A 23,001-nucleotide genomic window follows, 5' to 3' on the forward strand; every position below is an offset into this window, starting at 1 on the left:
GGATATCCGCACTTCTACAAGGGAGAGGTGTCAGGCCTCATATGAAAATTACATTGGTGAATTTTTGCTGACGTAGTTCGTCCGATAACAGACATTTCGCACGAAGAAAATGTAAAAAAATATTTTGACAAGGAATCTCCCCCGTCCTGACTAATATGACTAATACCTTTAACAACCATTGCTGGGAGAGAACGACTAAGACCAATCCCGAACAAGCACTGTCTGTGACATCAGGCCGCACCATTATTTCAAATGTAAAAGCCTTTGTTGATGAGAACATTCACGGGCTTGACCCTTATCTGGATGAAGAAAGATTGTTAAGGAAGAAGGGATGTAGGTGCAGGAAACACAGACCATCGATAGAAAAGAAGAACAGGCAATGAAGCATCCAAAGTTGTTGTTGACCACGATCGGGCTTGGGATTTTACTCAACCCGTTAAATTCTTCGATGATTGCCGTGGCGATATCTCGGCTGCAAGAGACTTTCGACCTTGGATTTGCAACAGCCTCTTGGTTGATTTCCGCCTATTATTTGGCGAGTGCGATTACGATGCCGGTAATGGGAAAATTATCCGATATTTTCGGGCAGAAAAAGGTGTTTCTAACAGGGATGACACTAGTGGTGCTCTCATCTACGATGGCGCCGTTTTCGCCGACGTTCGGCTGGTTGATCGTTTTTCGCCTAATTCAGGCGGTCGGCAGCGGTTCCATCTATCCGGCGGGAATGGCAATTGTCCGCAAATATTTTAATGAAGGGCGAGCCCGGGCTCTGGCCGTCATAACAGTGTTTTCATCTACGGCTGCGGCATTCGGCCCGTCGATTGGAGGATTTCTACTTGAGTGGGGAGATTGGTCAGCGATTTTTTTGATTAATTTTCCAGTGATTGTGGTCGGTTTTTTTCTGGCTCTATGGATGTTGCCAAAGGATGAAACGAGCATCCGTGGACACGGTGGATGGGTGAAATTACTCGATATCCCGGGAATTTTCACTTTTGGAGCGGCTATTGTGTTCGGTTTGTTTTTTTTACTTTCCATTAAGGGCACGATGATTTGGTGGTCGGGTGCAGTAGCCCTACTGTCCATTATTGTGTTTATTCTCCGAGAACGAAGGACTGAGAAGCCGTTTATCGATTTGGATTTGTTTGCTGAAAATCACACATTAACGTGGGTGCACATTCAGTATATTGTCGTGAACATTATTTATTATTCGACTTTTTTCGCGGTTCCACTTTATTTGCAGGATCTTCGCGGATTTTCCTCAAGGACGACGGGTTTGCTCATGCTTTGTATCGCGGGTTGGAGCATGGTGATTTCTCCTCTGGCTGGCCGTTGGATTGAGCGTTCGGGTTCTCGCCCTCCGTTGCTTTTTTCCTCTTTGTTTTTAATGTCCGGATCGATCCTGTACGTCACCTGGGACCTGGATACGCCAATCTGGTGGGTGACGATTGTGCTTTGTCTCGTTGGAATCAGTAACGGATTCAACAATGTCGGACTACAAAACGCCCTGTTTGAAAATGCACCGGTTTCGGTGATCGGGACAGCCGCCGGCCTGTTTATGACGGCGAGGTTTTTTGGAACGATTCTATCGACACTCATGCTTGGATTGTTGTTTGGTGATCAAATTAATGTGGGAGAAATTGAATCGCTCGGCTTCTTGCTGGCGGCTTTGAGTGTGTTTGTGCTATGGATGAGTTGGCGATTGCCGCGACAAAATCAACCATAAAAACCGTTTTTAATAGATTACTAGACTTTTATACTTTTATACTACAACAGGCAGATTTGGGGCAGTGTGATCGTTTCTGAGAAACGATGATGAGGTTAACTTTTCTTGTCACGATGCTAATATCCAAATATTCAAATCATTTGCTATTCTATTAAAAAACTGGTACTATTGAGAAAATATGAAAGAGACAGTCTTTGTATGTGCAAAAATAATACGCGTACAATTCTATTATCAGTAAAAGCCTTTCTATTCGATTGTTTTAAAAAAACCGAGTATAGGAAGACTTTTTTCATACAACCATGTAGAACAACCATGTAGGAAAAAATGTATCCTACGTGGTTTTATTTTTAGAGGGGGATGATGAAAAGTGGAGACAAAGAAGAAAGAAATTCGATTGCTTGATTGTACAATTCGAGATGGCGGTCTTGTGAACAACTGGGATTTCAGCGAGGATTTTGTTCGACGGGTTTACCTGGCGCTTAGCCAGGCCGGCGTCGATTACATGGAAATTGGATACAAAAATTCACCGAATTTAGTGGAAAGTAAAGGTGTAGGTCCATGGAGATTTTGTGATGACCAATATCTTAAGGAAGTAATTCCGGAAAAAACCAACACCAAGTTATCGGCAATCGTTGATGTCGGAAGGGTAGACATAGAAGAAGTATTACCGGCTGAAGAAAGCCATCTTGACTTGATTCGGGTCGCTTGCTACTTAAAGGATGTTGAAAAAGGGCTTGAACTTGTGAAAACATTTAACCGCTTAGGCTACGAAACGACTCTTAATATTATGGCGGTATCCAATTCAATGGAACATGAATTAATCGAAGCACTTGGAAAAATCAATACTAGCCCGGTCAATGTCGCTTATATTGTCGATTCGTTCGGGAGCTTGTACAACCGGGATTTTGAGTACTTGATTGATAAATTCAAAAAACACGCGCCTGATAAGGAGTTTGGCATCCACGCCCATAACAATTTACAAATGGCCTTCTCAAACACGATACTGGGAGCCCAACAGGGCGTTCAATTCTTGGATTGCTCTATTTACGGAATGGGGAGGGCAGCTGGAAATTGCCCTACAGAATTATTGCTTGGTTACCTTAAAAATCCTAAGTACGAAATCAGGCCTGTACTTGAGGTTTTGGAGCAATTATTTATACCATTAAGGGAGAAATTTGAGTGGGGATACATCATTCCTTACGCCATTACTGGACAGCTTAACGAACATCCACGATCAGGGATGGCTTTGCGCAACAGTGAGAATAAGAATCAATTTGCCGCTTTCCATGATAAAATGACCACAGTGGAAACGATGGATTCATAAGTTGAGAGGAGTGACGTTAGTGATGATTGAAGACCAAAAGGAGGCTTCCAAACTTGGGGATCTGAGGGACTGCATTGACATGATTGATCAAGAAATTACTTCCCTAGTGTCCCAGAGGTTCAAATTAACAGAAGAGGTTGGGAGCTAAAGCAAATAACAATTTCAATGCTAATGCTTGACTCTTACCGAACAGTTTTGGAGCGAGGTTCTTGGCTATCGGCTAAGACGAGAGCCGGACGATGACTGGGCTATCCTATTACCCAAGAAGGGTTCAGGCATCCAACTATCGTTATCCCTCTCTTACATCTGACGTGAAATGGCAGCGAAATATTTGGATGAGTTATCGGCAGAAACAAATATCTTGCAAAAACGGTGATACACCTATCTGATGGTGTATCACCGTTACTAATGTACTCCTTAGACTAATCTTCTCCCTGAACCTTGGGAGATTACCTTTCTGATCGCGTAAGCACAAAGCTTACGCATCGTCTGAACGCAATACGACGATGTCTGCCTCGTTCGTGGTAGCCAACGTGCTCTGTCGTGTCACGACGTCTTGCGGTCGCAAGTAGTTGTCGAACCACCGAACAATTTCTGTGGAAATTTCTGAAAAATACTTCTCGTAGGCGGCATAGTGCGTCGTTGATTTTTGGACAACTAGTCTCTTAGGGCCGCCTGCTTTGTGAAACAAATTCCAAGATTGATCGGCTGGTGTAACCGCGTCGTTCTCGACACAAATAAGTAAGAGGGGGCGTGGGGATATCTTGTGCACGACATCTTCGGGACGGTAGTTCAACAAGTGTCGGGCAGACCTTAAGTATACTTTGTTCGGTATCCGGTCATCTACGTCACGCTTGTAATGGGTCGTTTTACGTTCCGGGGTGGGAACCATAATGTCTCCATTCGGAGAGACCCGTTCTCCTTCTCCTGTTTTAGCCCACTGTAAGTCATCGTTGGCCAAGCGTTCGAGGAACGCAATCCACTCGTACTCGCGCCGCATACTTCTCAGCCACTCAAACCCATTTCCAATTCCTACGTTTGCAACTACGGTTTTTACACGGTCATCCATTGAGCCGACGTAGATTGCATTGCCACCGCCAGTTCCCCCGGATCCGTATATACCGATTCGAGTGCGATCGATGTCTTCTCTCGTCTCTAAGTATGAAATGGCGTTGCGGATGTCTTCAATTTGCCAGAAAGGGTTTATAAAGTCCTTCGTGCCCCCACTGCCACCAAATCCACGGTAGTCAAGAACGAATACAGCAAAACCAGCCTGGGTAAATACTTCGTGAAATCGCGCGTACGCTTTCGAGTCCTTGAGCCCCAACCATCCAGGTCCTTGGACGATTACCGGATAAGATTGCTGCTGCTCATCTGGCAACCGTAGAATCCCAGACATGTTGGTACCTTCGCTATAAAACATAACTTCTTCTTCACGCATCGCTTTTCCTCCTATATGGTTAATATGGTTAATAGCCTTCTGGGCATTTGTCGAGCGAAGTGGTGCAGCCTTTTAAATGCATCAAGATGGCTTGGTATTGTTTAAACATCCCGAGATTTTTTGTTTCTTTCAAGAGGCTTTGATTTTTTGAATGCTGGTTCCCCTTTTGAGAGCGTATTCATTTTTTTCTCTCTCAAAGGGAATTTTTCCTTTATTACCTGTAGATTTTAGATATATCTTAGAAAAATCCTTTAATTACTTTTATTTGTGTAAATAAATTGCTTAATGGAATATATTTACATGTTCAGTTATCCAAACGTTACTACACATATTTCATAATGTAAACGATAATGATAAATTAATTTCATATGTTAATCATAACAGACGTTTTTGGTATTGACAAGTCAGAAAATTAAAAATATACTTATCATTGTGGGGGGATTAAATAAGTGTAGACTAGCCGTTGGATTTGTACAGGTAGGGGTATCAGGAAGATTGCATTTGTAAAAAAAATTGGTGCCGGTATCATGAAGTGCTGGCCTACTATTAGGAGTGATTAAATGCACAAACGTTTAGTATTTATCACGAACGAGGATGTCAAGAAGCTTCTTTCCCCTAAAGATGCCGTTGACATCGCTCGTGAAGTTTTACTTGCGCACGCGTCTGACGACATTGGGTGGGGGGAGCCCCGGCAGCTTCAGCTTGTGCCGCAAGGACAAACTACGAATTACAAGGTAAAGGCATGTTATCTCGCACAGGAAGGCGTGGCCGGATTCCGTTCCGTTGCCCTGAACCGTACAGAAGTCGGATACAAAATTGCGGGTTTCGCGCCGACCAAGTTTATACTTCTTTCAGACGTGGAGACAGGAATCTTCTTTGCAATTATTGATGAGCAGTGGATTCACGCGATTCGCACAGGTGCATGTGCGGCCGTTGCGGCAGATGATCTTACTTCTACACGTACTCCGGTCGTAGGAATTGCAGGTTCCGGTTACATGGCAAAGACGAGCTTGATGGCGCTTGCGGCTGTATTTGACATTCCGAAGGTGCGCGTTTACTCTCGAACGCTTGATAACGCAAAGAAGTTTGCTCGTTGGGCGCAAGAAGAGCTCTCTTTGGATGTGGTCGCCGTATCGACGCCGAAGGAGGCCGTCGAAGAAAGCGACGTAGTTATCTCCGCCACAACAACTACCACGCCTTTCTTGCAAACGGAATGGTTCAAGAAAGGGAGCTTTTTCTACAGTATGGGTCAGCATCAGGAAGTAGATGACAGCGCATACATGGAAATGAAATTTATTGCGGAAGACTGGGAGCAAATTCAGATCAAGTCGGATATTAAAAGGCTCCTTAAGGAAACCTCTTTCTCCGATGAACATGTGTACGCGGAGCTTGCCGACATCGCTTCAAAGAAAAAGCCCGGACGGGAAAATCCAAACGAGCGCATTTTCGTACGTTCGCAGGGACTTGTGACCCAAGATATCGCAACTGCGTATTGGGTATACAAGAAAGCCGAGGAACAGGGCTTGTCCAAGGTCATGTTTGATTGGTCCGAGCATTTACCGATGTCATGAAGGGACGATCTTAAAGTCGAGAGGTGACAAATCCATGAAATTGACAGTGTGTTCGAAGGATGTCCAGGCTCTCCTCGAGCGTTTTATTCAGATTCCCCACCCGCAGGAAGATATGAAGCGCGTCAAGAACTTTGTGCTACAAGAGATTCGACCTTCACTTCCCGACGGTTTTTTTGATCGTATGACCGTAGCAGAGGATGGAGCGCTCGTCGCAACCAAACTTTTGGGTAGACCTGAGCAAGGTGAGGCTGGTCGGGGGAATCGGCCCCCCTTGTTCTTGTTCCTGACGTACGGTGCCACGTATCCAGCCGGTGCTATGAAGGATCCCTACACTCCCCAAGTTCTCCACGGGGGGGAGTGGGGCTATGAGGAGGACGTCATTCGCGGTCGCGGCCTGACAGAGCAGGTTGCATCGTTAGCCGCGGCTACCGCGGCGATGAATGCTCTCGCCACTTCCCAAGAATGGAGCGGACGCCCAATTGAGCTCGGTTTTGCTACGACTGTCTCCGGAGAGACTGGTGACCATGCATCTGCAGAGCATGTCGTTTCGATGCTCGGGCGTGCCCCGACGTGGACGGTTGTGTGTGTGGCTACCAATTGCCAAGTCGGTATCGGAAATAAAGGTCGGGTCGACGTCCACCTGGAGACGCAAGGAAAGTCGAGCCATTCAAGTGCGCCTGAGAACGGCAAAAACGCCCTCGTTGACGCGTGCAAAGTGATCCAGGTTCTAGGGCGAGAGACTCTTCCGGTCCACCATGAACTCGGAAATGCTACCCTTACCCCGATCGCCATTCGGTCTTTTCCGGAGAGCCCTCACACGATTCCAGATCGATGCAGTGTCACGTTGGATCGGCGGTTAAATCCTGGCGAGGATCCTTCGCAAGTCATTCGGTCCATTGAGCGGGCACTTGAACCTTTTCCTGAACTTAACATAAGTGTTCAGCCAGGGAAGTACATGTATCCTAACCAACTCGATCCACACTCGCCACTTTGTCTGGCCGCAGTGGACGCTGTTAATTCAAATGACTTGAACGGGATAACCGTTTATCAGAAGTCTGCACAGGATGCAGGATACTTTACTCACATTGGGAGCGAAACGTTGTGCCTCGGCCCAGGGGATAGGCGCTTTGCTCACACAGAAGTGGAAGTCGTCCCGATCCGGCATGTACAGAAAATGGCGCAGGCTTACTTGGATGTTCTTCTTACACTAGGAAAGGGTGACTCTTAGTGAAGCTATGTGTCGGAATTAGTTAGCATTAAAAATATTTAGAATAATATGTTCAAATTTTACTTGCATACAAAATACAATTTACTAGCATCCTTGGTAGTCAATCCAAGTTATTTAATGAGTATTTTATTTTCTGTTTAAAGAATAATGAGTATTTAATGAATATTCCTTTTGGAACCTCACAATTGAAATGACGTGGGCACTTATCTGAGATTACGTTTCTAATTTGGTCTGAGAGCGAATCTCAAACATCAGAATATCTTATAAAAGTACAATTTAGGCTATTGCGATTATTATTCTGTTAGAAGGAGTGGTTTAGAATGAAATAGACAAGAAAAGAAAAAATGGTTATGGATAAATTTGAAGAAAACAATAGCTAAAGAAAAAGGAAATATAGAATATAGATCTTAAGCTAAACAAAGTTACCGCCTTATCAGGTGGAGCATTAATAAATTCAGTACTATAACAAATTTATACATCCTAAAACAATAAAATTTGAAATGGTGGAACAGGCAAACACTCTGACTAATAAAATAGTACAGCAAAAAGAGAAGATGAACACTACATTTTGTAGAGATTCATCTTCTCTTTCGTTTTAAGGGGCATTTGCCAACAGCCCTTGAGCTGTTAAATTTTGTGTGTAACATCTTAAATCTTAATATCAATCTTCGCATTTTTCTTTAACTCTTCAACCTGCTGAGCGAGTTTTTCCTGCTGTTTTTGCTGATGAAGAGTTTGTTCGATTTGCGGTTTTACTTCTTCAAGCTTTGGAACTTCTTGTCCAGTACTCTTGCCTTGTTCCGCATATTGATTATACATTTGTTGAATTTCTTCATCGGTTATTTTATCAACCGGCACTTCTTTTTCAACGTACTTATTAAGTTTAATACCTTCAGCTATTTGAGTTTCAAGTGTTTTCATGTCCATGCCGGATTTTTTAAGAGCGGCTTCGAATTCTTCTTCTGTTTTAAATTGTTTTTTCATTTCGTCCAGCTGCTTATTAATATCTTCTTCTGAAACTTTATAGCTTTTTCTATCTGCCTCTTGAAGAAGAAGAGTTTGTCCGACTAAGCTATCAATTGTTTGGTTTTTCACTTGCTTAGCAGCTTCTTTAGAAGTTGGATCTTGTCCCATTTGCTGCATTTGCCCTTGTGTAGATGCTAAAGCGTTATTATAGTCGCTTCCTAAAATTTCCTTATCATTCACTATGGCAACAGTTTTATTTGCATCTATTTGCTGTGCTTCTAATTTCTTTTGCATTTCTTCCATTTGCTGTTCATTCTGCTGATCGGTTTCCGCTGTTTTTGCTTTATCATCATTTTTATCATCTTTACTTCCTTCATTTCCTCCGCATGCAACTAAAACAACGGCCATTAGACTGGTTATTAATGTAAACATCATTTTTTTCATAATCAATCTCCTCCCTTTAGCTAGAAGTATAATTTCCTCTAAAAAATCATCTATGCGCATTATAAAGTTAATCTAATGAAAAAGAAACCGTATGCGCTCTTTTTTAATATATATAACAGGATTGAAACATTTTGTAATGAAAATGAATGTCTGTAAAAAATTAAAGTTGAAAACGATTAAGCAATTTGAAGCTTCTTAAAGGAGATGCCTTTTTATAAAAGAAATTTCTGACAATACCTGACAAAAGATTTGTGAAAAGAAAATAATGATCATGAGCTTAGAAGGGGATTGTCAGTTTCTTGAACGACCAATTCTATACAATAGAATTATCTTTATTAGATTCGCTTATATTAATAAGAGAGTCCTTTAGAAATTAAGAAAAACTATTTCCAACAAACGTTTGATTAAGTTTCAGACGGTTGTTTCAACTAATATTACAATAGAAGGCCAATGAAATCAGGGGCTTTCTTATATAAGGATATTAGGGTATAAATAATAAAACGTATTTGGTTATGTGTGATAAAATTTGTTGGTAGAGTTAAAGATAGGAGAGATGAAATAAGTATGAAGGTAATCATCTTTTTATATAATGGAGTAACTATGCTGATGCGATTGGACCTTATGAAGTTTTAAGGAATATGGACAATACTGAGGTAATATTTGTAGCAGAGAAAACAGGAGAAATAAAAGCTGATTCAGGTTTTATAGATATTAATGTGAAACACAGTATCGATGATATAAAAAATGCGGATATTTTAATAATACCAGGTTCAACTATAGGGTTTATGCAAGAAATGAAAAATGAAAGCGTATTAAAGTGGATAAGGGAAGTAGATAGTAGATAAAACTACAAAATGGACCACTTCTGTCTGTACAGGTTCTTTATTATTGGCTTCAGCAGGTTTACTCAATGGAAGAAAAGCAACATCGCATTGGAGAGTTATCAATTTGCTTAGTGATTTTGGAGCAATTACAACAAGAGATAGAGTAGTAGAACAAGAAAAATATATAACTGTAGCAGGAGTATCTGCTGGTATTGATATGGCTTTACATTTATCTAATAAACTTGTTGGGGAAGTTGAAACCAAGGCAATACAGCTTACTATTGAATATGATCCACAACCAATATTTAATTCTGGTAATTTTTCAAATGCAGAAGAAAAGATAAAAAAAATTGCAGAGAAAAAATTATCAAAAGACGCAAAAAAGGGACTTGGGTTACTAGGTATGATAAAAAATTCAAAAAATATACTTAAATTAAATAAATAGTTTTATCCCTATTCCACTAAATGGTGCATACTTCAAGAACAATAATACTTCTTGTCTATCCAATTAAATGAACAGAATTAATATGATATTGAAAATAAAGGAGGGATGATAATGAGCAATTTTATTAGACTTATTATCTGTTGTTTAATCATATTCTTAGTTTTTTGGTCAATAGATTTCACCAGTGAGTTATCCTTATTTACAATTACTTTTAGCTCTATCGCTCTTGGCTATGGACTAAATATGTTTTGGAAATTATATAAAAAATTTCAGATGAATGTGGAAGATAGATGATTATCTTATTCAACAAACTGGTGCGTTAGTTAAAAAGGCGATTATTGAAATTAATCACCTTTTTTAAGAAGAAAACTTTATTGAGCTAACGGGGCAGGTTAGTTTAAGTAAAATAGGATTTTCTGCGAGCATTTAATGGTAATAATGAGAGAAAAAAGCCTATGAAGGGGGAATGAAAATGGTTGCTAATATGTGGTCAGGTTCAAAAGTTAGATTACGTCCTGTGATACCATCAGATTGGAAATATTTTCATAATAATGACCAGGATTCGGAAAGTGCAAGATTATGTGATTCCATTTATTTTCCGAGGTCGGAAGACAGAACTAAATCCTGGGCGGAACACACATCCACTAAGCCATCAGAAGATGATAATGTATTTCTTGCAATTGAAACACTTGATGGAACGCTTGTTGGAAGTATCAATGCAAACAGTTGTAATCCTCGTAATGGCACCTTTAAATACGGGGTAGCTATATTTCGTGAACATTGGCGACAAGGATATGCTTCCGAAGCTATAAGGATTTTACTTCGTTATTATTTTGAGGAATTACGTTACCATAAGGTTAACGCTTATGTTTATGCCTTCAATGATGGGTCACGTGCTTTGCAGGAGCATCTTGGATTTGTCCAAGAGGGGATTCTCAGGGAAATGATTTTTACGCAGGGCAAGCATTATGACGAGTATGTTTACGGACAAACAAGAGTTGAGTTTGAAAAAGTCAATCTTATTTAACTAATTGGTGCAATCCTCAAAGAAGGAGAAGCACCCTTTTTTGTTGAATTTATACAATAGGGGCAGTTTGGTTGAAGAAGGATTTCCCCTTTTATAGGGAGAAATTAATTATGATATATGTACAATAGGAAGGAAATGGGGAATTTTTGTTGTTGTTAATCATTGTTGCGGCTTTATTTTTTCTAGGGATTACTTCTATTTCCTACCAACAGGAAGTATTTTCCTTCTTTGTTTTTATAGGGTTATTGATTTTGTCATTTTATAATAAAGAAAAACGATTCGTTATTTTACTACTGTTATCGTTTCTAATCGGTTTTGTGATATTTATGGTTTCTAATGATTTCGTTGGAACAATGAATATTTCAAAGGAAATAAAAATCATTCTTAATCGTCTTTTACTTGTTTTTATCATTATAGGAATCGTTTTTAACCATTTTTTCTTTAATAAGAAGGTTTCTTGGTACAACGAAAAACCTGATTGGAAAAATCCTATCGTCTTACCGTTTCATAAAGTTAATACATTTTGGTTTTGGATGATTGGAATAATTGTTAATGTAATTATATATGTGTTTTTTATTGTTCAAAAGGATATAGAGTATATTCAAACGCTATTATTGTTTTGTTTGTTTTTTTCACTTATTAATGCAGTTTTTGAGGAAATTATTTGGAGAGGAATATTGCTTTCCGCTCTTAAGGAACACACATCTACAAGGTATGCTGTTATCGTCACAAGTATTGGTTTTGGACTTCTCCACCTATCAATTGGTTTTTCTATTTCTCTCAGTTTGTTAATTTCAGTTGCAGGGATCATTTACGCATTAATCACAATTAAAACAAATAGTATCTATCCGAGTATTGTTTTTCATATCGTAATTAATATTGGAATGGTATATAGCGGATTAATAAACTAACAAGGATCAAAGCAATATATCAGCACAACTATAATAATGATTTGGAAAAATTTGCTTTTTGGGATTAGATATTGTGACATATTGTTTTTAAAGTAACTGGTGCGTTACTTCAAGATTCAGCTGTCTTGTAAGACAGCCTTTATTGTTGAACTAAAAGTGGTATAATTTTTAAAAAAACATAGGGAAAAGGGGAAGAGAAAAGTGATTAATTATAATGGTCGTAGATTTGTTTCAATAGAAAATACAGAAAACGGTGAAGTTTCTTCAAAGACTATTTTTGATTACATACAAGAGGGGAAGATCATCTCTGGAACATATAGTGGTGGGGAAATTGTAAAGGGGATATTGGTTGGAGTAATAATGGAAGACAGTTGCTTAGAGTTTAGATATAACCACGTTAACAACAAAAATGAAATTAGAGGTAGACAATGTATTTCTACTCCTGAAATCTTACCAGATGGGCGAGTAAGGTTATATGAAAATTGGAAATGGCTTGATTCAGAAGCTACTGAGGGAAATTCAATTATTGAGGAAATTAGTATATAAAACTATTGAACTAATGGGGCAGGTTAGTTGAAGAAGGAATAATTAAATCTTTATTGAATATCAATAGGTGAATGTTTGATGGAAAAAAGGGAGAGTTCAATTTTAGGGACAGTCATTGCGGTTAGTTTAAGATGATTAAATACGATCTTTTTAAAGCGGAGGCCATAGGAAGAATATCAAAAAGATAGTTACAAATACCAAGAAGAATCGAGGAGATTAAATAAATGAGTAAACCTGTCATTCGAACTTATATAGATTCAAGTGATTTAAAACGAATGCAGAAACTTACACAAGCTATATGGACACTGGAATCTAATTACCATATTGGCGATTTAGCTTGGCAGGCCATCAACACGCTGGGCGTGAGGATGAATGGATTACTGCAATTTGGGAAATGGATGATAAACCAGTGGCTTGTGGATGGGTAAAACTACCTGGCAGTTTAATGTTTCAAGTTGACCCTAATTTTACTGAATTATCCAAGGATGTCATTGATTGGTTTGATAAAATAACTGAAACCAATGAACAAAGGGTAACCGTCCTAGAAACTGAGTCTCATCTTATTTCAGCCTTAGAAGATTCTTTATTCAACCCTTTAGAAGAAACTCCTGAAGTCCTAACAAAAATTTCATTGGATAGCTGTCCTTTCCCTGTTAAATTGCCAGATAAGTTTAAAGCTCGACATATCAAGGGCTCTGAAGATTTAAAGAAACGAGTGGCAGTACATAGGGCTGCATTTCAATCATTAAGAGTCACAGAAGAAAGTTACTTTAATGTTATGAATGCCTATCCTTACGATTCATCTCTTGATTGGGTAATAGAATCCCCAAATGGCGAGTTAGTAGCATTTTGTTTAATTTGGTTTGATGAAGTTAACAAGGTTGGATTACTGGAACCTGTGGGAACGGATCCGGGATTTTGGAGAATGGGGTTAGCTAGCTCGGTTTGTAAGCTTGCTCTCAATGCGTTGAGTGAAAAAGGAGCAAAAACTGCAATTGTTGTTTGTACTTCCCCGGATACTTATGAATTTTACAAGTCTATTGGGTTTGAACAATTTGCTCAAACAAAATCATTTCATCGTCTTAAAAATACAAATAATAATTGATCTCTAATTAAAAATTGGAGGAAACTCCCCATTAAGTTTAATAAACTTCGCTTTTCTTCTTCAACTACCATGAAAGTTTACATCCGAAAATCCTAAAAAAGACAAAAACAAACTAGACCCAGCATTTTATGATTTTTTTAAATGCTGAGACAAGATTGTTGTGAATGTACCCAAAAGTCATTATAGACATAGAAACAAACATTCATTCTCTGTGGTGAAGTGCAGGTTTTTGCGCTTCATGAATGGCTAACTGGTGCTTTACTTCAACAAGAAGATCGTTAATGTGACGGTCTTCTATTTACTAAAGTGGCAGGTTACATTAATAAGCAGATAATGAACGAATTGTGAAATTACTCTCCTAATAAAACTGTTTCTGTCTCCGTTTAACCTCTTCTGTAAATATATTTTTTCTCCTTGGACAAACTTATTTTGTCAGGTTTAATCAAGGAGGAATCAAATATGGTAAACGATATTAAACAGAAAATGGAACGTATTTGGGGTGAAACTTGTGGTTCGTGGGAAAACTGTACTGAAGAGAACATTCAATCTTTCTTAGCACAATGCCTAGAAAAAAGCATAGACCCACAATATTGTATGAGTTGGGTAGAGCAACATAGCAACCAAATCACTAATTGGTCAGCCATTTCGAAAGTATCTCTTGATTGGGTAAATAAACATACTTCAACTGGTTCGCCCATTAGTGGATATGAACATCAGTAACAAGGAGAGAAATACTCTCCTCTTTTTTATGCTTGAAGTATATATCGTTCCTGCTTTAAATATCGCTCTACCTCATAAATTTTTATCTAAAGGAAAATGTGTGCAACTTTAACAACAATCAGCGACTTTTGTTATTGTGCGAAAATGTAGGTTGTGAAAAGATATACTTAAACTATATGGTGCTTTAATTCAATAAGGAATTTATAATAGGATTAAGGAGTTTTACCCTATCCCTTTTACTATAACTTGTTGTTATGTCTTTTGATTAGAAATTAGAATTTTAATTATCCCTTCATATATATTATACTAACATTGATATAGTTTTAGGAATATTTGTAAAAAGGGGTGTAGCCGATAATGGAAATAAAGTCATTAACTCTTCACACAAATAATCTCAAGAAAATGAGAGAATTTTATGTAGACACGTTTGGGTTTCCTTTACTTATGGAGGATGAGAATAGTTTTCGTATTGGAATTGGTTCTAGTGAATTGGAATTTACATCAGAAAATGTAGAAGGTCATCCCTATTACCATTTTGCTTTTAATATTTTTGCCAATAAATTTGAAGAGGCTAAATCATGGGTAAAAGAAAGAGTACAACTGAACGTAAGGGATGGAGAGGATGAAGTATATTTTTCACATTTCCAAGCTCATGCTTTATATTTCTACGATCCCGCTGGTAATATTGTTGAGTTTATTTCAAGACCTTTAACCGCTAAAAAAGGAGAGGGGTCTTTCTCTATTGAAGGTATATTAAACATTAGTGAAATAGGACTTACTGTAGCTGATGCTATAAGTGCTGGCGAAAAATTAATTGAAGTTGGAATAAACGAACGAGATAATGACCCATTAAGTTCTACATCACTTAACTTTATGGGAGAAAAATCAAAAGGAATATTTATTATACTTAATCAGCCAGGGAGAGAATGGATATTTTCTAATAAATTATCGGCCATATATCCCATGGAAATTACCACAACTAATAATAGTAAAATTGTTTTAAATTCCGAACACATATTAGAAGTTTACCAAGGACAAAAAAATGAACTATAATCTGTTATTTAGCTAACTGGTTTTTCTAAAAGAAAGAGGAGCACCGTGTACAGAGAATTGGTTAATCGAACCGTCGACTATTGGAATTGCAGGGATGGTTTTTTTAAAGGCTGTCGTTCGTTTTTAAGAGAGAGATTTGAAACGTGTTAATAAACTATGCGATTGGGGCATGGAAGGATTTTAGAAAAGCTTGCAGAAGAGAATATTTCACCATGCAAGCTTTTTAATTTTTATCAATCTATTAATATCCGAAAAAACGAGGTCGATAGAATTTACATCCTTATCACTTGTATTAAATTGAACTTCTTCATCTAAATAACAATAGAAACACTCATCTCTCATCCTATTAATCTGCATCGTTAATTATCATCTAAGATACCCGCTTCTTGTTTTAGAACTCGCACTTCAGGGAATAAAATCCAGGAACAAGGAGGATTGCCATGATACGAGTTCTGAAACTAACAGTAGTCGGAATTATCGCTGGAATTATTCTTGCGGGATTTCTCAAAATTATTCAGCTGCTGACTCATAACGATGCATATATATTACTGTTTAACACCGATTATATTCCGCTCTTAAATCAACTCCACCAATGGTCTGTTGTCGGTATCGTCTTCCACTTTGTTACCTGTATTGCAAGTGTCATTGGATTATTTTATATACTGAAGGCGCTAGAAATCGAGTACAACTTATTAGCCTATATCCTTGTGTATTCAGCCGGGAGCGCCATGTTGTTTTCACTAACAGCTCTTTCTGAAAAAACTCCAAGCCTGACTGATTTCCCAGCCTTTATCTATTGGACATCGGGGCATATGATTTATAGTTTCACAGTTGGACTTTTGGTTAAAAGGTGGGTGAAGTAAAGGAAGCATGGGAAAGGTTCCTACAGGGTTCCATTTTGGGATGAATTTTTAAAAAGCATTATCTTTGACTGATAAAATGGCAAATAAAATAACCGTATGTAAAAATAATCAATCCAATGATTCCAATACTTAACTTAACAACCCTAAACCTTGTTATTCTAAAATGGTATCTTTTTTTATTCCTTTCTGGACTTGTATTTTTATTCTTAGAATTGGCGTTTTTAATCAATTAAATGTTGCTTTACATAACAGGGAGATCGTCAATATGGCGGTCTTTTTTAACTAATGTAGAAGTTTTAGTTTAAGTATATTTCTTCACAAACGTATTGAAGAGTCTATCCCTAAAATAGCAAACCCATATGATTAATTGGCTCAATGCATTTGTAATTAAAAAATCGCCTGCGTTTTTCGAATTCGAGACTGCTTGTATTTCTAATCATCATCAAGGGCGCGTTAATGTCCACGAAAAGTCTCTATACGAAAAGTTTAAAGATGCAGTTAAGGAGAACAATTTATAGTGAAATTTCTATCTAAAATGGTCCCTGTGACTAATTTTTTGGCAGGTAGGAAAGAATTAACTTTCCTACGCTGCATAAGTAGCAACTAAGGTTGTCACTCAAAGGCTTGGTGACAACCATGTTTTCTAATAAAATCAGCCAGAAGTCTAAGCTGTCAAATTTAATAAAAACGCCTATGAATCACGTGATATCGTGCTTTTTGATGAAAGTTTACTATTGACAAGCGACGCTATTCTGCATTACTATATACTGGTAGTAAGTAATACAGAATATCAGTAATACAAAATACCTGTGTTGAGTATAATAATGAGAAATATAAATGGGGGTAGCAAATTTGGAAAATATTACAGAAATGCTGAAAGGGGTGCTTGAGGGGTGTGTGCTTGAAATCATCAGTCGTGGCGAAACTTACGGCTATGAAATCACGCAACGGTTGCGAGAACTTGGCTTCACTGAGTTAGTTGAAGGCACAGTTTATACGATTACGATGAGGCTTGAGAAAAACAATCTAGTGGACATCGAGAAAAAGCCATCCACTATGGGACCGCCGAGAAAGTTTTACACACTCAATGCTGCAGGTCAAGAGCAACTTGAAATTTTTTGGAGAAAATGGGATTTTGTCTCAAATAAAATTAACGAACTCAAATCTATTAATATCAAAGGGAGAGAGGTAACATGAATATTTTTGAAAAGATTATCGGAAGTCTGGATGACAAGCGCGAATGGAAGGCTATGGAGGCACGTGCGAAGGCACTTCCAAGTGAGTACCGCAACGCTTACAAAGCTATCCAAAAATATATGTGGACTGCTGGTGGTGGCCCCACCGATTGGAAGGACATAAGCCGAATCTATGGTGGTATTCTAGATCTCTTCGAGGAGGGTGCAGCAGAAGGCAAGAAAGTCACTGACCTTACGGGCGAGGACGTGGCTGCATTCTGCGACGACCTAGTGAAGGATGAGCATACTTGGAAGGACAAATATCGCAAAAAGTTGAACGATACGATTGGTCGTGGCTAGCGGCGAAGTCCTAGTGGATTTTCGCCTAGTACCCACAAAAAAATTAATTCAATAGATAATCCCGACTGAATAGCAGGTTACAAATGTGAATTGCCACCTTCACTATTCAGTTATATTTTTAATCTGGTAGTAAGTAATACAGATTATCAGTCAGACTGAGTAGAGGAGAATAGGAAATTTAGCGCCTTGTTGCGCATTTAATAGGGAGGAAAAAGTATGGGCAATGCAGCGATTTCTGTAAAAGGGTTAACTAAATCCTTTAAAGACAAGAAAGTCTTAAAGGGGGTGGAATTTGAGGTGCAGCGTGGTGAAATTTTTGCACTGCTCGGCTCAAATGGAGCGGGCAAGACGACAATGGTCAACATCCTCTCGACGCTGATGAAGCCCGATGGCGGTGAAGTAAGTATTTGTGGCTTTGACGTCCAGCGTCAACCGGATCATGTTCGCCAGAGCATCAGCCTGACAGGGCAGTTCGCAGCTTTAGACGGTATGCTCACCGGGCGGGAAAACCTGATAATGATCGCCAAGTTGCGGGGAGTTTCCGATCCTGCTCAAGTCGCCGATAATCTGCTTGAAAGATTCAGCCTGACCGATGCGGCCAATCACCGGGCGGACAAATATTCCGGTGGGATGAAGCGACGGCTTGACATCGCTATGAGCCTGATTGGGAAGCCAGCAGTCATTTTTCTCGATGAATCGTCGACAGGGCTTGACCCCGAAGCGCGGATTGAAGTCTGGAATACCATCAACGAACTTGCAGGCAGTGGCACAACGATCTTGCTAACGACTCAGTACCTGGAGGAAGCCGAACAACTGGCGGACCGTATTGCAATCCTACATGGTGGAAAAATCATCACAACGGGCACCCTTACTGAACTTAAGGAGATGTTCCCACCAGCGAAAGTGGAATACATCGAGAAGCAGCCAACATTGGAGGAAATATTCCTCGCAATCATCGGCAAAAAGGGGAAGATGTAAATGAATAGCAAAACAGGTGTTTTACTTGGACGTTTAATGCGCAATATCATGCGTAGCCCTGATACGATTATCACGGTGGCGATTACGCCGATTATGATGATGCTGTTGTTTGTCTACGTATTTGGTGGTGCTATTAAGACAGGAACGGACAACTACGTCAATTATTTATTGCCGGGAATCTTACTGATTACTATCGCATCCGGCGTCGCTTACACTTCCTTGCGGCTATTTACAGATGTAAGGAGCGGGCTGATGGCGCGTTTCATTACCATGCCCATCAAGCGCACGTCGGTATTGTGGGCTCACGTATTGACCTCGCTTGTTTCCAATGTGCTTACTGTCGCGGTGGTTATCCTCGTCGCGCTCTTGATGGGTTTCCGTACCAACGCAGATATCCTGCAATGGCTTGCCGTAGTTGGGATACTCGGACTGTTTACGCTGGCGCTGACATGGCTTGCAGTCATTCCCGGATTGACAGCAAAATCTATGGAAGGGGCGACAGCCTATTCGTATCCTCTAATTTTCTTGCCATTTATCAGTTCGGCCTTCGTTCCGACTGAAACTATGCCTAAAATTGTCCGTGTTTTTGCTGAGAACCAGCCCGTGACTTCAATCGTTGATACGATTCGTGCCCTCTTGTATGAAGGGTCTGTTGGGAACGATATCTGGATCGCGCTTGCCTGGTGTGTCGGCATCATGGTTATCGCTTATTTATTCGCTAGTAAAGTATTTAAACACCGGTTAGGGTAAGTACACTAATATGGGACTAGTGATACCAATAGTCATCGTTGCGATGATTGCATTAGCTATCACATGGAAGACAGCTTAGACCCCGGTGTAAACCATTGATGAAACTTTAAAAGATATGGTATTGATTTTGTATTGAAAAGTACGGAATAATTTAGAATCTTAAAAATGAGTTATTAACGAGTATAAAAAATCTCTGTTTCTTATTGAATAAACGGGACAGCTTTTCTGAAATAAAAGTTAAGTAATGTGAAGAAATGTACTCAAAGTAAAGCGGCTAGTGTTGGAGAGAGGGGTTGTTGCGGCAATCCCTTTATTATTGAGAAGTATTATTAAATATGATTGGTGGTATTCATAGACACTAATTGCCATTAATTTGTTAAAATAAAGGGTGCGATAATTCAATAAAACAGCCGTCTTTTGTGTTAACATTGCAGGTTATTAATTTTTATGGGGAAATGTATTGAGACAAAATAGAAGAAATTGATTTGGATTATTAGAAATCTTTTTTTCCGAAATGGTTTCTTTTATTTACCGTAAAATAAAGAAATTATTTATACAACAGTAAAAAAACCCCCATGCAGGGGATTATTCAATCTGAATATCTAAAATATAATCAAACTCAATCTTAGTTCTGTCAAAGTCATTCATCTTGAGATATTTATCATTATAATTGACATAATAAATTTTATCTCTAACAAGTAGATAGTCATAATCCCCATAGTATGTAATTTCAACTTCTGAGTTCTTACTAATCGCTTCGTGCAGCTTGATTCCGATTTCTTCGAGTTGCTGTTCATCCAAAATCGGTTTAATTTTGTTATCCATACTATTCCAATATTCATCCAGCATCTTAACTTGTTCAGGCATCATCATTGATGTCCACTTAATGGTTCCACGGTCGTTAACATTGCTCATAATTATGCACCCACCCTCTTTCTGATTGGTTCAGCAGAAAGGATATTTTCTAATTTAAACGTTCTAATCTGTTTACGCCAATAACAATAAGCTGCAATTAACTTACCATTAGTACTTACCACTTTTACTATTCTTTTAGTAACGCTATTATTCTGGTCAATATAAAAGATAACAATCTTTTCTTTATTTTCCATAGAACGCAATATTAAACCTTTCATACTGAACCCTCCTAATATAGGAACATTTGTTCTTATTTTAACATAAATATTATAATTTATACAAAGGAATTTTTTGCTATTTATAGAAGTAGCATGAAATTTGTTTAATATTAGTCAGCACATAAATGGTATCTGGAACCATTAAAGATCAACGTAGAGAGTTACCGAAACCAGCTAATAGTTATCAATATTTTTTCTAAAAAACTAAAATTAATTATGATATACTTAAATTTGCACATGCCAAATAACCATCCGTTATTACCATTTGAAAGTTCTGGATAGTCTAGAGAAAAAAATGAAAAATTACATTTCTCTGGAATGAAATAGTTTGAGAGCCTGTTTTGATTCAATCTTTTTCTGAACAGGCTTATTATAGTTTTTTTTTTGGTTTATTTTAATCAAACTTTGTTTAGAATATTCTGCTAATTGATCCATTTCCATGCAAGCTTATTATCAATAAAATCTTTATTTAAACGATTACTCTGAGAAATTGTTTTATTTTCAATATAAATTACTTCCTTTACATGTCTCTTGATTCTTGGCATTACAAAATTGAGTCTTCTTTTATCTCTACCTAGAAAATCAAAAGAATAAAAAACAACAACATCAATGTTCTTTTCCAAATTTATCAGATAGTTTATTAGTTCATTTAAACCTGGCCGCTGTAGATTCATGTATCCAAGATCAGAGAATTTCTTTACTATATCTATATTGTACTCATTTAATCGCTCGAAAATTTTATCTTCTATTGCTGCAACATTATACTTTTTTTCTACAACACGTTGGGAATAGAATATCCCTGTTTTATAAGTATATGAATTAAACAATTAGACTCCTCATCTCTATAATCAAGTTAATACTATAAGTAATTAACACTTTTATCTGGAGCTATACTTAAACTTGTATATTGGATAAAAAGAGACTCAAATAGAGTTCCTATTAAATTCATTAGGACAAAATAAACAAATTTATCATTCTCCCATGGGTGACAAACTATAATAAAAATTCCCAAACAGTTTGATAAAAAGTGCTTAAGCATGGTATAAGTGTAAAAGAAGCAGGGACCCTTGCTTTTTAATTTTGGTAGTTAAGCAAGTAAAAAATATTTCTTACTGTATAAGTAAGTGAAATTAAGGATGTCACCGAAAGGCGTGGTGACATCCATGTGTTAAGGGTTTGATCTGATATACATTAATGAGAGGATTTGTTTTAAGATGAAAGAAAATTTTTGGCGTGATTTACCACGACCGTTTTTTATACTAGCTCCAATGGAAGACGTGACAGATGTTGTTTTTCGTCATGTAGTGAGTGAAGCAGCCAGACCGGATGTGTTTTTTACAGAGTTTACAAACTCGGTAAGTTATTGTCACCCAGAGGGAAAACAAAGTGTTCGTGGGCGGTTGACTTTTACAGAGGATGAACAACCGATTGTAGCCCATATATGGGGTGATAAGCCTGAACACTATAGGGAAATGAGTATTGGAATGGCGAAACAAGGGTTTAAGGGGATAGATATCAATATGGGATGCCCTGTACCTAATGTGGCATCGAATGGAAAGGGAAGCGGTCTTATTCGTCGTCCGGAAGTTGCTGCGGAGTTAATTGAAGCAGCAAAAGCAGGAGGATTGCCCGTAAGTGTGAAGACTAGACTTGGTTACACGAATGTAGACGAATGGCGCGACTGGCTAACACACATCTTGAAACAAGACATTGCTAATCTTTCCATTCATCTGCGTACAAGAAAGGAAATGAGCAAAGTAGACGCCCATTGGGAACTAATTCCTGAGATTAAGAAACTTCGTGATGAGGTGGCACCAGGTACACTTTTGACAATCAATGGGGATATCCCTGACCGTCAAACTGGTTTGAAGCTTGTAGAACAATACGGTGTAGATGGGGTAATGATTGGGCGCGGTATTTTTAAAAATCCATTTGCCTTTGAAAAAGAGCCGAAAGAACATAGTCATAAGGAATTGCTTGATCTCTTAAGGCTGCAGCTGGATCTCCATGATAAATATTCAAAATTGGAAGCCCGTCAGTTCAGGCCTCTTCGTCGCTTTTTTAAGATTTATGTCCGTGATTTTCAAGGTGCGAGTGAATTAAGAAATCAATTGATGAGTACAGAGTCAACAGATGAAGTGCGTGAATTGCTCGATAACCTTGGGTAAAAGAATGTTGTTGAAACCGACATAGTAGAAGTCTTACATTCCAAGGTAAAAACGAAGCGGGACGTTAAGCTGATACGATTCCTAAATGATAGGGTTTATAGTGAGCAGTAAATTGGCAGGTGTGAATACGGTAATTAAACCGAATTCATTTCCGCCAATTTTTGTTTTATACATTGGTTAGTAGTATTCATAATTCTGCTCTCTTTTCTTGATTCAACTAAAAAGCATATAACTCCTATTGCAATC

At 38.4% G+C, this 23,001-nt stretch carries 24 protein-coding genes; 19 read left to right on the plus strand and 5 right to left on the minus strand.

Annotated features, from left to right (window positions below; translation table 11 throughout):
- Positions 1-337 precede the first annotated feature (337 nt).
- Both CUC15_RS04790 and CUC15_RS04795 read left to right on the plus strand, forming a co-directional pair.
- A complete protein-coding gene (locus CUC15_RS04790; protein WP_242985948.1) occupies positions 338-1,723 on the plus strand; it encodes an MFS transporter in 1,386 nt (461 codons plus the stop codon).
- 367 nt (positions 1,724-2,090) lie between these two features.
- Positions 2,091-3,047 (plus strand): aldolase catalytic domain-containing protein, encoded by a 957-nt coding sequence (locus CUC15_RS04795; protein ID WP_242985949.1) that lies wholly within the window; start codon positions 2,091-2,093, stop codon positions 3,045-3,047.
- Positions 3,048-3,525: 478 nt separating this feature from the next.
- On the opposite strand, the gene CUC15_RS04805 is transcribed toward CUC15_RS04795, so the two are convergent.
- Entirely contained in the window at positions 3,526-4,488 is a 963-nt protein-coding gene (locus tag CUC15_RS04805) for an alpha/beta hydrolase (protein ID WP_114915585.1), read from the minus strand.
- Positions 4,489-5,048: 560 nt separating this feature from the next.
- Here CUC15_RS04805 and CUC15_RS04810 point away from each other — a divergent pair.
- Positions 5,049-6,059, plus strand: coding sequence for an ornithine cyclodeaminase family protein (locus CUC15_RS04810; RefSeq protein WP_114915586.1), 1,011 nt, complete (start codon positions 5,049-5,051; stop codon positions 6,057-6,059).
- A 316-nt stretch (positions 6,060-6,375) separates the two neighbouring features.
- Positions 6,376-7,287 carry a M20 family metallopeptidase gene (locus CUC15_RS20810; RefSeq protein WP_423241376.1) on the plus strand — a complete coding sequence of 304 codons (912 nt, stop codon included), beginning with the start codon at positions 6,376-6,378 and terminating at the stop codon, positions 7,285-7,287.
- 648 nt (positions 7,288-7,935) lie between these two features.
- Here CUC15_RS20810 and CUC15_RS04820 read toward each other — a convergent pair.
- Positions 7,936-8,697, minus strand: a complete 762-nt coding sequence (locus tag CUC15_RS04820; RefSeq protein ID WP_114915588.1) for a SurA N-terminal domain-containing protein — start codon at positions 8,695-8,697, stop codon at positions 7,936-7,938.
- Positions 8,698-9,335: 638 nt separating this feature from the next.
- Here CUC15_RS04820 and CUC15_RS20600 point away from each other — a divergent pair.
- The 14 genes from CUC15_RS20600 (at position 9,336) to CUC15_RS04885 (ending at position 19,454) form a co-directional block, all read left to right on the plus strand.
- The gene (locus CUC15_RS20600) at positions 9,336-9,542 is read left to right on the plus strand and encodes a type 1 glutamine amidotransferase family protein (protein ID WP_205317657.1); all 207 of its coding nucleotides are present in this window, start codon (positions 9,336-9,338) and stop codon (positions 9,540-9,542) included.
- Entirely contained in the window at positions 9,532-9,966 is a 435-nt protein-coding gene (locus CUC15_RS20240) for a DJ-1/PfpI family protein (RefSeq protein ID WP_205317686.1), read from the plus strand. Before CUC15_RS20600 ends, CUC15_RS20240 begins: the two co-directional genes overlap by 11 nt.
- A gap of 472 nt (positions 9,967-10,438) precedes the next feature.
- The gene (locus CUC15_RS04835) at positions 10,439-10,993 is read left to right on the plus strand and encodes a GNAT family N-acetyltransferase (protein ID WP_114915590.1); all 555 of its coding nucleotides are present in this window, start codon (positions 10,439-10,441) and stop codon (positions 10,991-10,993) included.
- Positions 10,994-11,142: 149 nt separating this feature from the next.
- A complete protein-coding gene (locus tag CUC15_RS04840; protein ID WP_114915591.1) occupies positions 11,143-11,904 on the plus strand; it encodes a CPBP family intramembrane glutamic endopeptidase in 762 nt (253 codons plus the stop codon).
- A 201-nt stretch (positions 11,905-12,105) separates the two neighbouring features.
- The gene (locus CUC15_RS04845) at positions 12,106-12,450 is read left to right on the plus strand and encodes an avidin-fold protein (protein ID WP_205317658.1); all 345 of its coding nucleotides are present in this window, start codon (positions 12,106-12,108) and stop codon (positions 12,448-12,450) included.
- A 224-nt stretch (positions 12,451-12,674) separates the two neighbouring features.
- Complete coding sequence (locus CUC15_RS20020) at positions 12,675-12,878, plus strand: hypothetical protein (RefSeq protein ID WP_162800237.1); 204 nt, start codon at positions 12,675-12,677, stop codon at positions 12,876-12,878.
- A complete protein-coding gene (locus CUC15_RS04850) occupies positions 12,860-13,555 on the plus strand; it encodes a GNAT family N-acetyltransferase (RefSeq protein WP_205317659.1) in 696 nt (231 codons plus the stop codon). Before CUC15_RS20020 ends, CUC15_RS04850 begins: the two co-directional genes overlap by 19 nt.
- A 459-nt stretch (positions 13,556-14,014) precedes the next feature.
- Positions 14,015-14,275, plus strand: coding sequence for a hypothetical protein (locus tag CUC15_RS04855; protein WP_114915592.1), 261 nt, complete (start codon positions 14,015-14,017; stop codon positions 14,273-14,275).
- Between the two features lie 357 nt (positions 14,276-14,632).
- The gene (locus CUC15_RS04860; protein WP_114915593.1) at positions 14,633-15,328 is read left to right on the plus strand and encodes a VOC family protein; all 696 of its coding nucleotides are present in this window, start codon (positions 14,633-14,635) and stop codon (positions 15,326-15,328) included.
- Positions 15,329-15,768: 440 nt separating this feature from the next.
- Complete coding sequence (locus CUC15_RS04865; protein ID WP_114915594.1) at positions 15,769-16,191, plus strand: hypothetical protein; 423 nt, start codon at positions 15,769-15,771, stop codon at positions 16,189-16,191.
- An 852-nt stretch (positions 16,192-17,043) separates the two neighbouring features.
- On the plus strand, positions 17,044-17,388 hold the full coding sequence (locus tag CUC15_RS04870) for a PadR family transcriptional regulator (RefSeq protein WP_114915595.1): 345 nt from the start codon (positions 17,044-17,046) through the stop codon (positions 17,386-17,388).
- Positions 17,385-17,726 carry a DUF1048 domain-containing protein gene (locus CUC15_RS04875; RefSeq protein ID WP_114915596.1) on the plus strand — a complete coding sequence of 114 codons (342 nt, stop codon included), beginning with the start codon at positions 17,385-17,387 and terminating at the stop codon, positions 17,724-17,726. Before CUC15_RS04870 ends, CUC15_RS04875 begins: the two co-directional genes overlap by 4 nt.
- A 216-nt stretch (positions 17,727-17,942) precedes the next feature.
- Complete coding sequence (locus CUC15_RS04880) at positions 17,943-18,704, plus strand: ABC transporter ATP-binding protein (protein ID WP_114915597.1); 762 nt, start codon at positions 17,943-17,945, stop codon at positions 18,702-18,704.
- Positions 18,705-19,454, plus strand: coding sequence for an ABC transporter permease (locus tag CUC15_RS04885; protein ID WP_114915598.1), 750 nt, complete (start codon positions 18,705-18,707; stop codon positions 19,452-19,454).
- Between the two features lie 585 nt (positions 19,455-20,039).
- Here CUC15_RS04885 and CUC15_RS04890 read toward each other — a convergent pair.
- The 3 genes from CUC15_RS04890 to CUC15_RS04900 all read right to left on the minus strand — a co-directional run bounded on the left by CUC15_RS04890 (position 20,040) and on the right by CUC15_RS04900 (position 21,414).
- The gene (locus CUC15_RS04890; protein WP_114915599.1) at positions 20,040-20,369 is read right to left on the minus strand and encodes a YolD-like family protein; all 330 of its coding nucleotides are present in this window, start codon (positions 20,367-20,369) and stop codon (positions 20,040-20,042) included.
- 2 nt (positions 20,370-20,371) lie between these two features.
- The gene (locus CUC15_RS04895; protein WP_114915600.1) at positions 20,372-20,587 is read right to left on the minus strand and encodes a WYL domain-containing protein; all 216 of its coding nucleotides are present in this window, start codon (positions 20,585-20,587) and stop codon (positions 20,372-20,374) included.
- A gap of 422 nt (positions 20,588-21,009) precedes the next feature.
- The gene (locus CUC15_RS04900; protein ID WP_114915601.1) at positions 21,010-21,414 is read right to left on the minus strand and encodes a recombinase family protein; all 405 of its coding nucleotides are present in this window, start codon (positions 21,412-21,414) and stop codon (positions 21,010-21,012) included.
- A 387-nt stretch (positions 21,415-21,801) separates the two neighbouring features.
- Between CUC15_RS04900 and CUC15_RS04905 the strand changes: the two genes are divergently transcribed.
- A complete protein-coding gene (locus tag CUC15_RS04905; protein ID WP_114915602.1) occupies positions 21,802-22,755 on the plus strand; it encodes a tRNA dihydrouridine synthase in 954 nt (317 codons plus the stop codon).
- The last annotated feature ends 246 nt before the right edge of the window (positions 22,756-23,001 follow it).

It is taken from the genome of Oceanobacillus zhaokaii (genome assembly GCF_003352005.1).
GTDB classification, from domain to species: Bacteria; Bacillota; Bacilli; order Bacillales; family Amphibacillaceae; genus Oceanobacillus; species Oceanobacillus zhaokaii.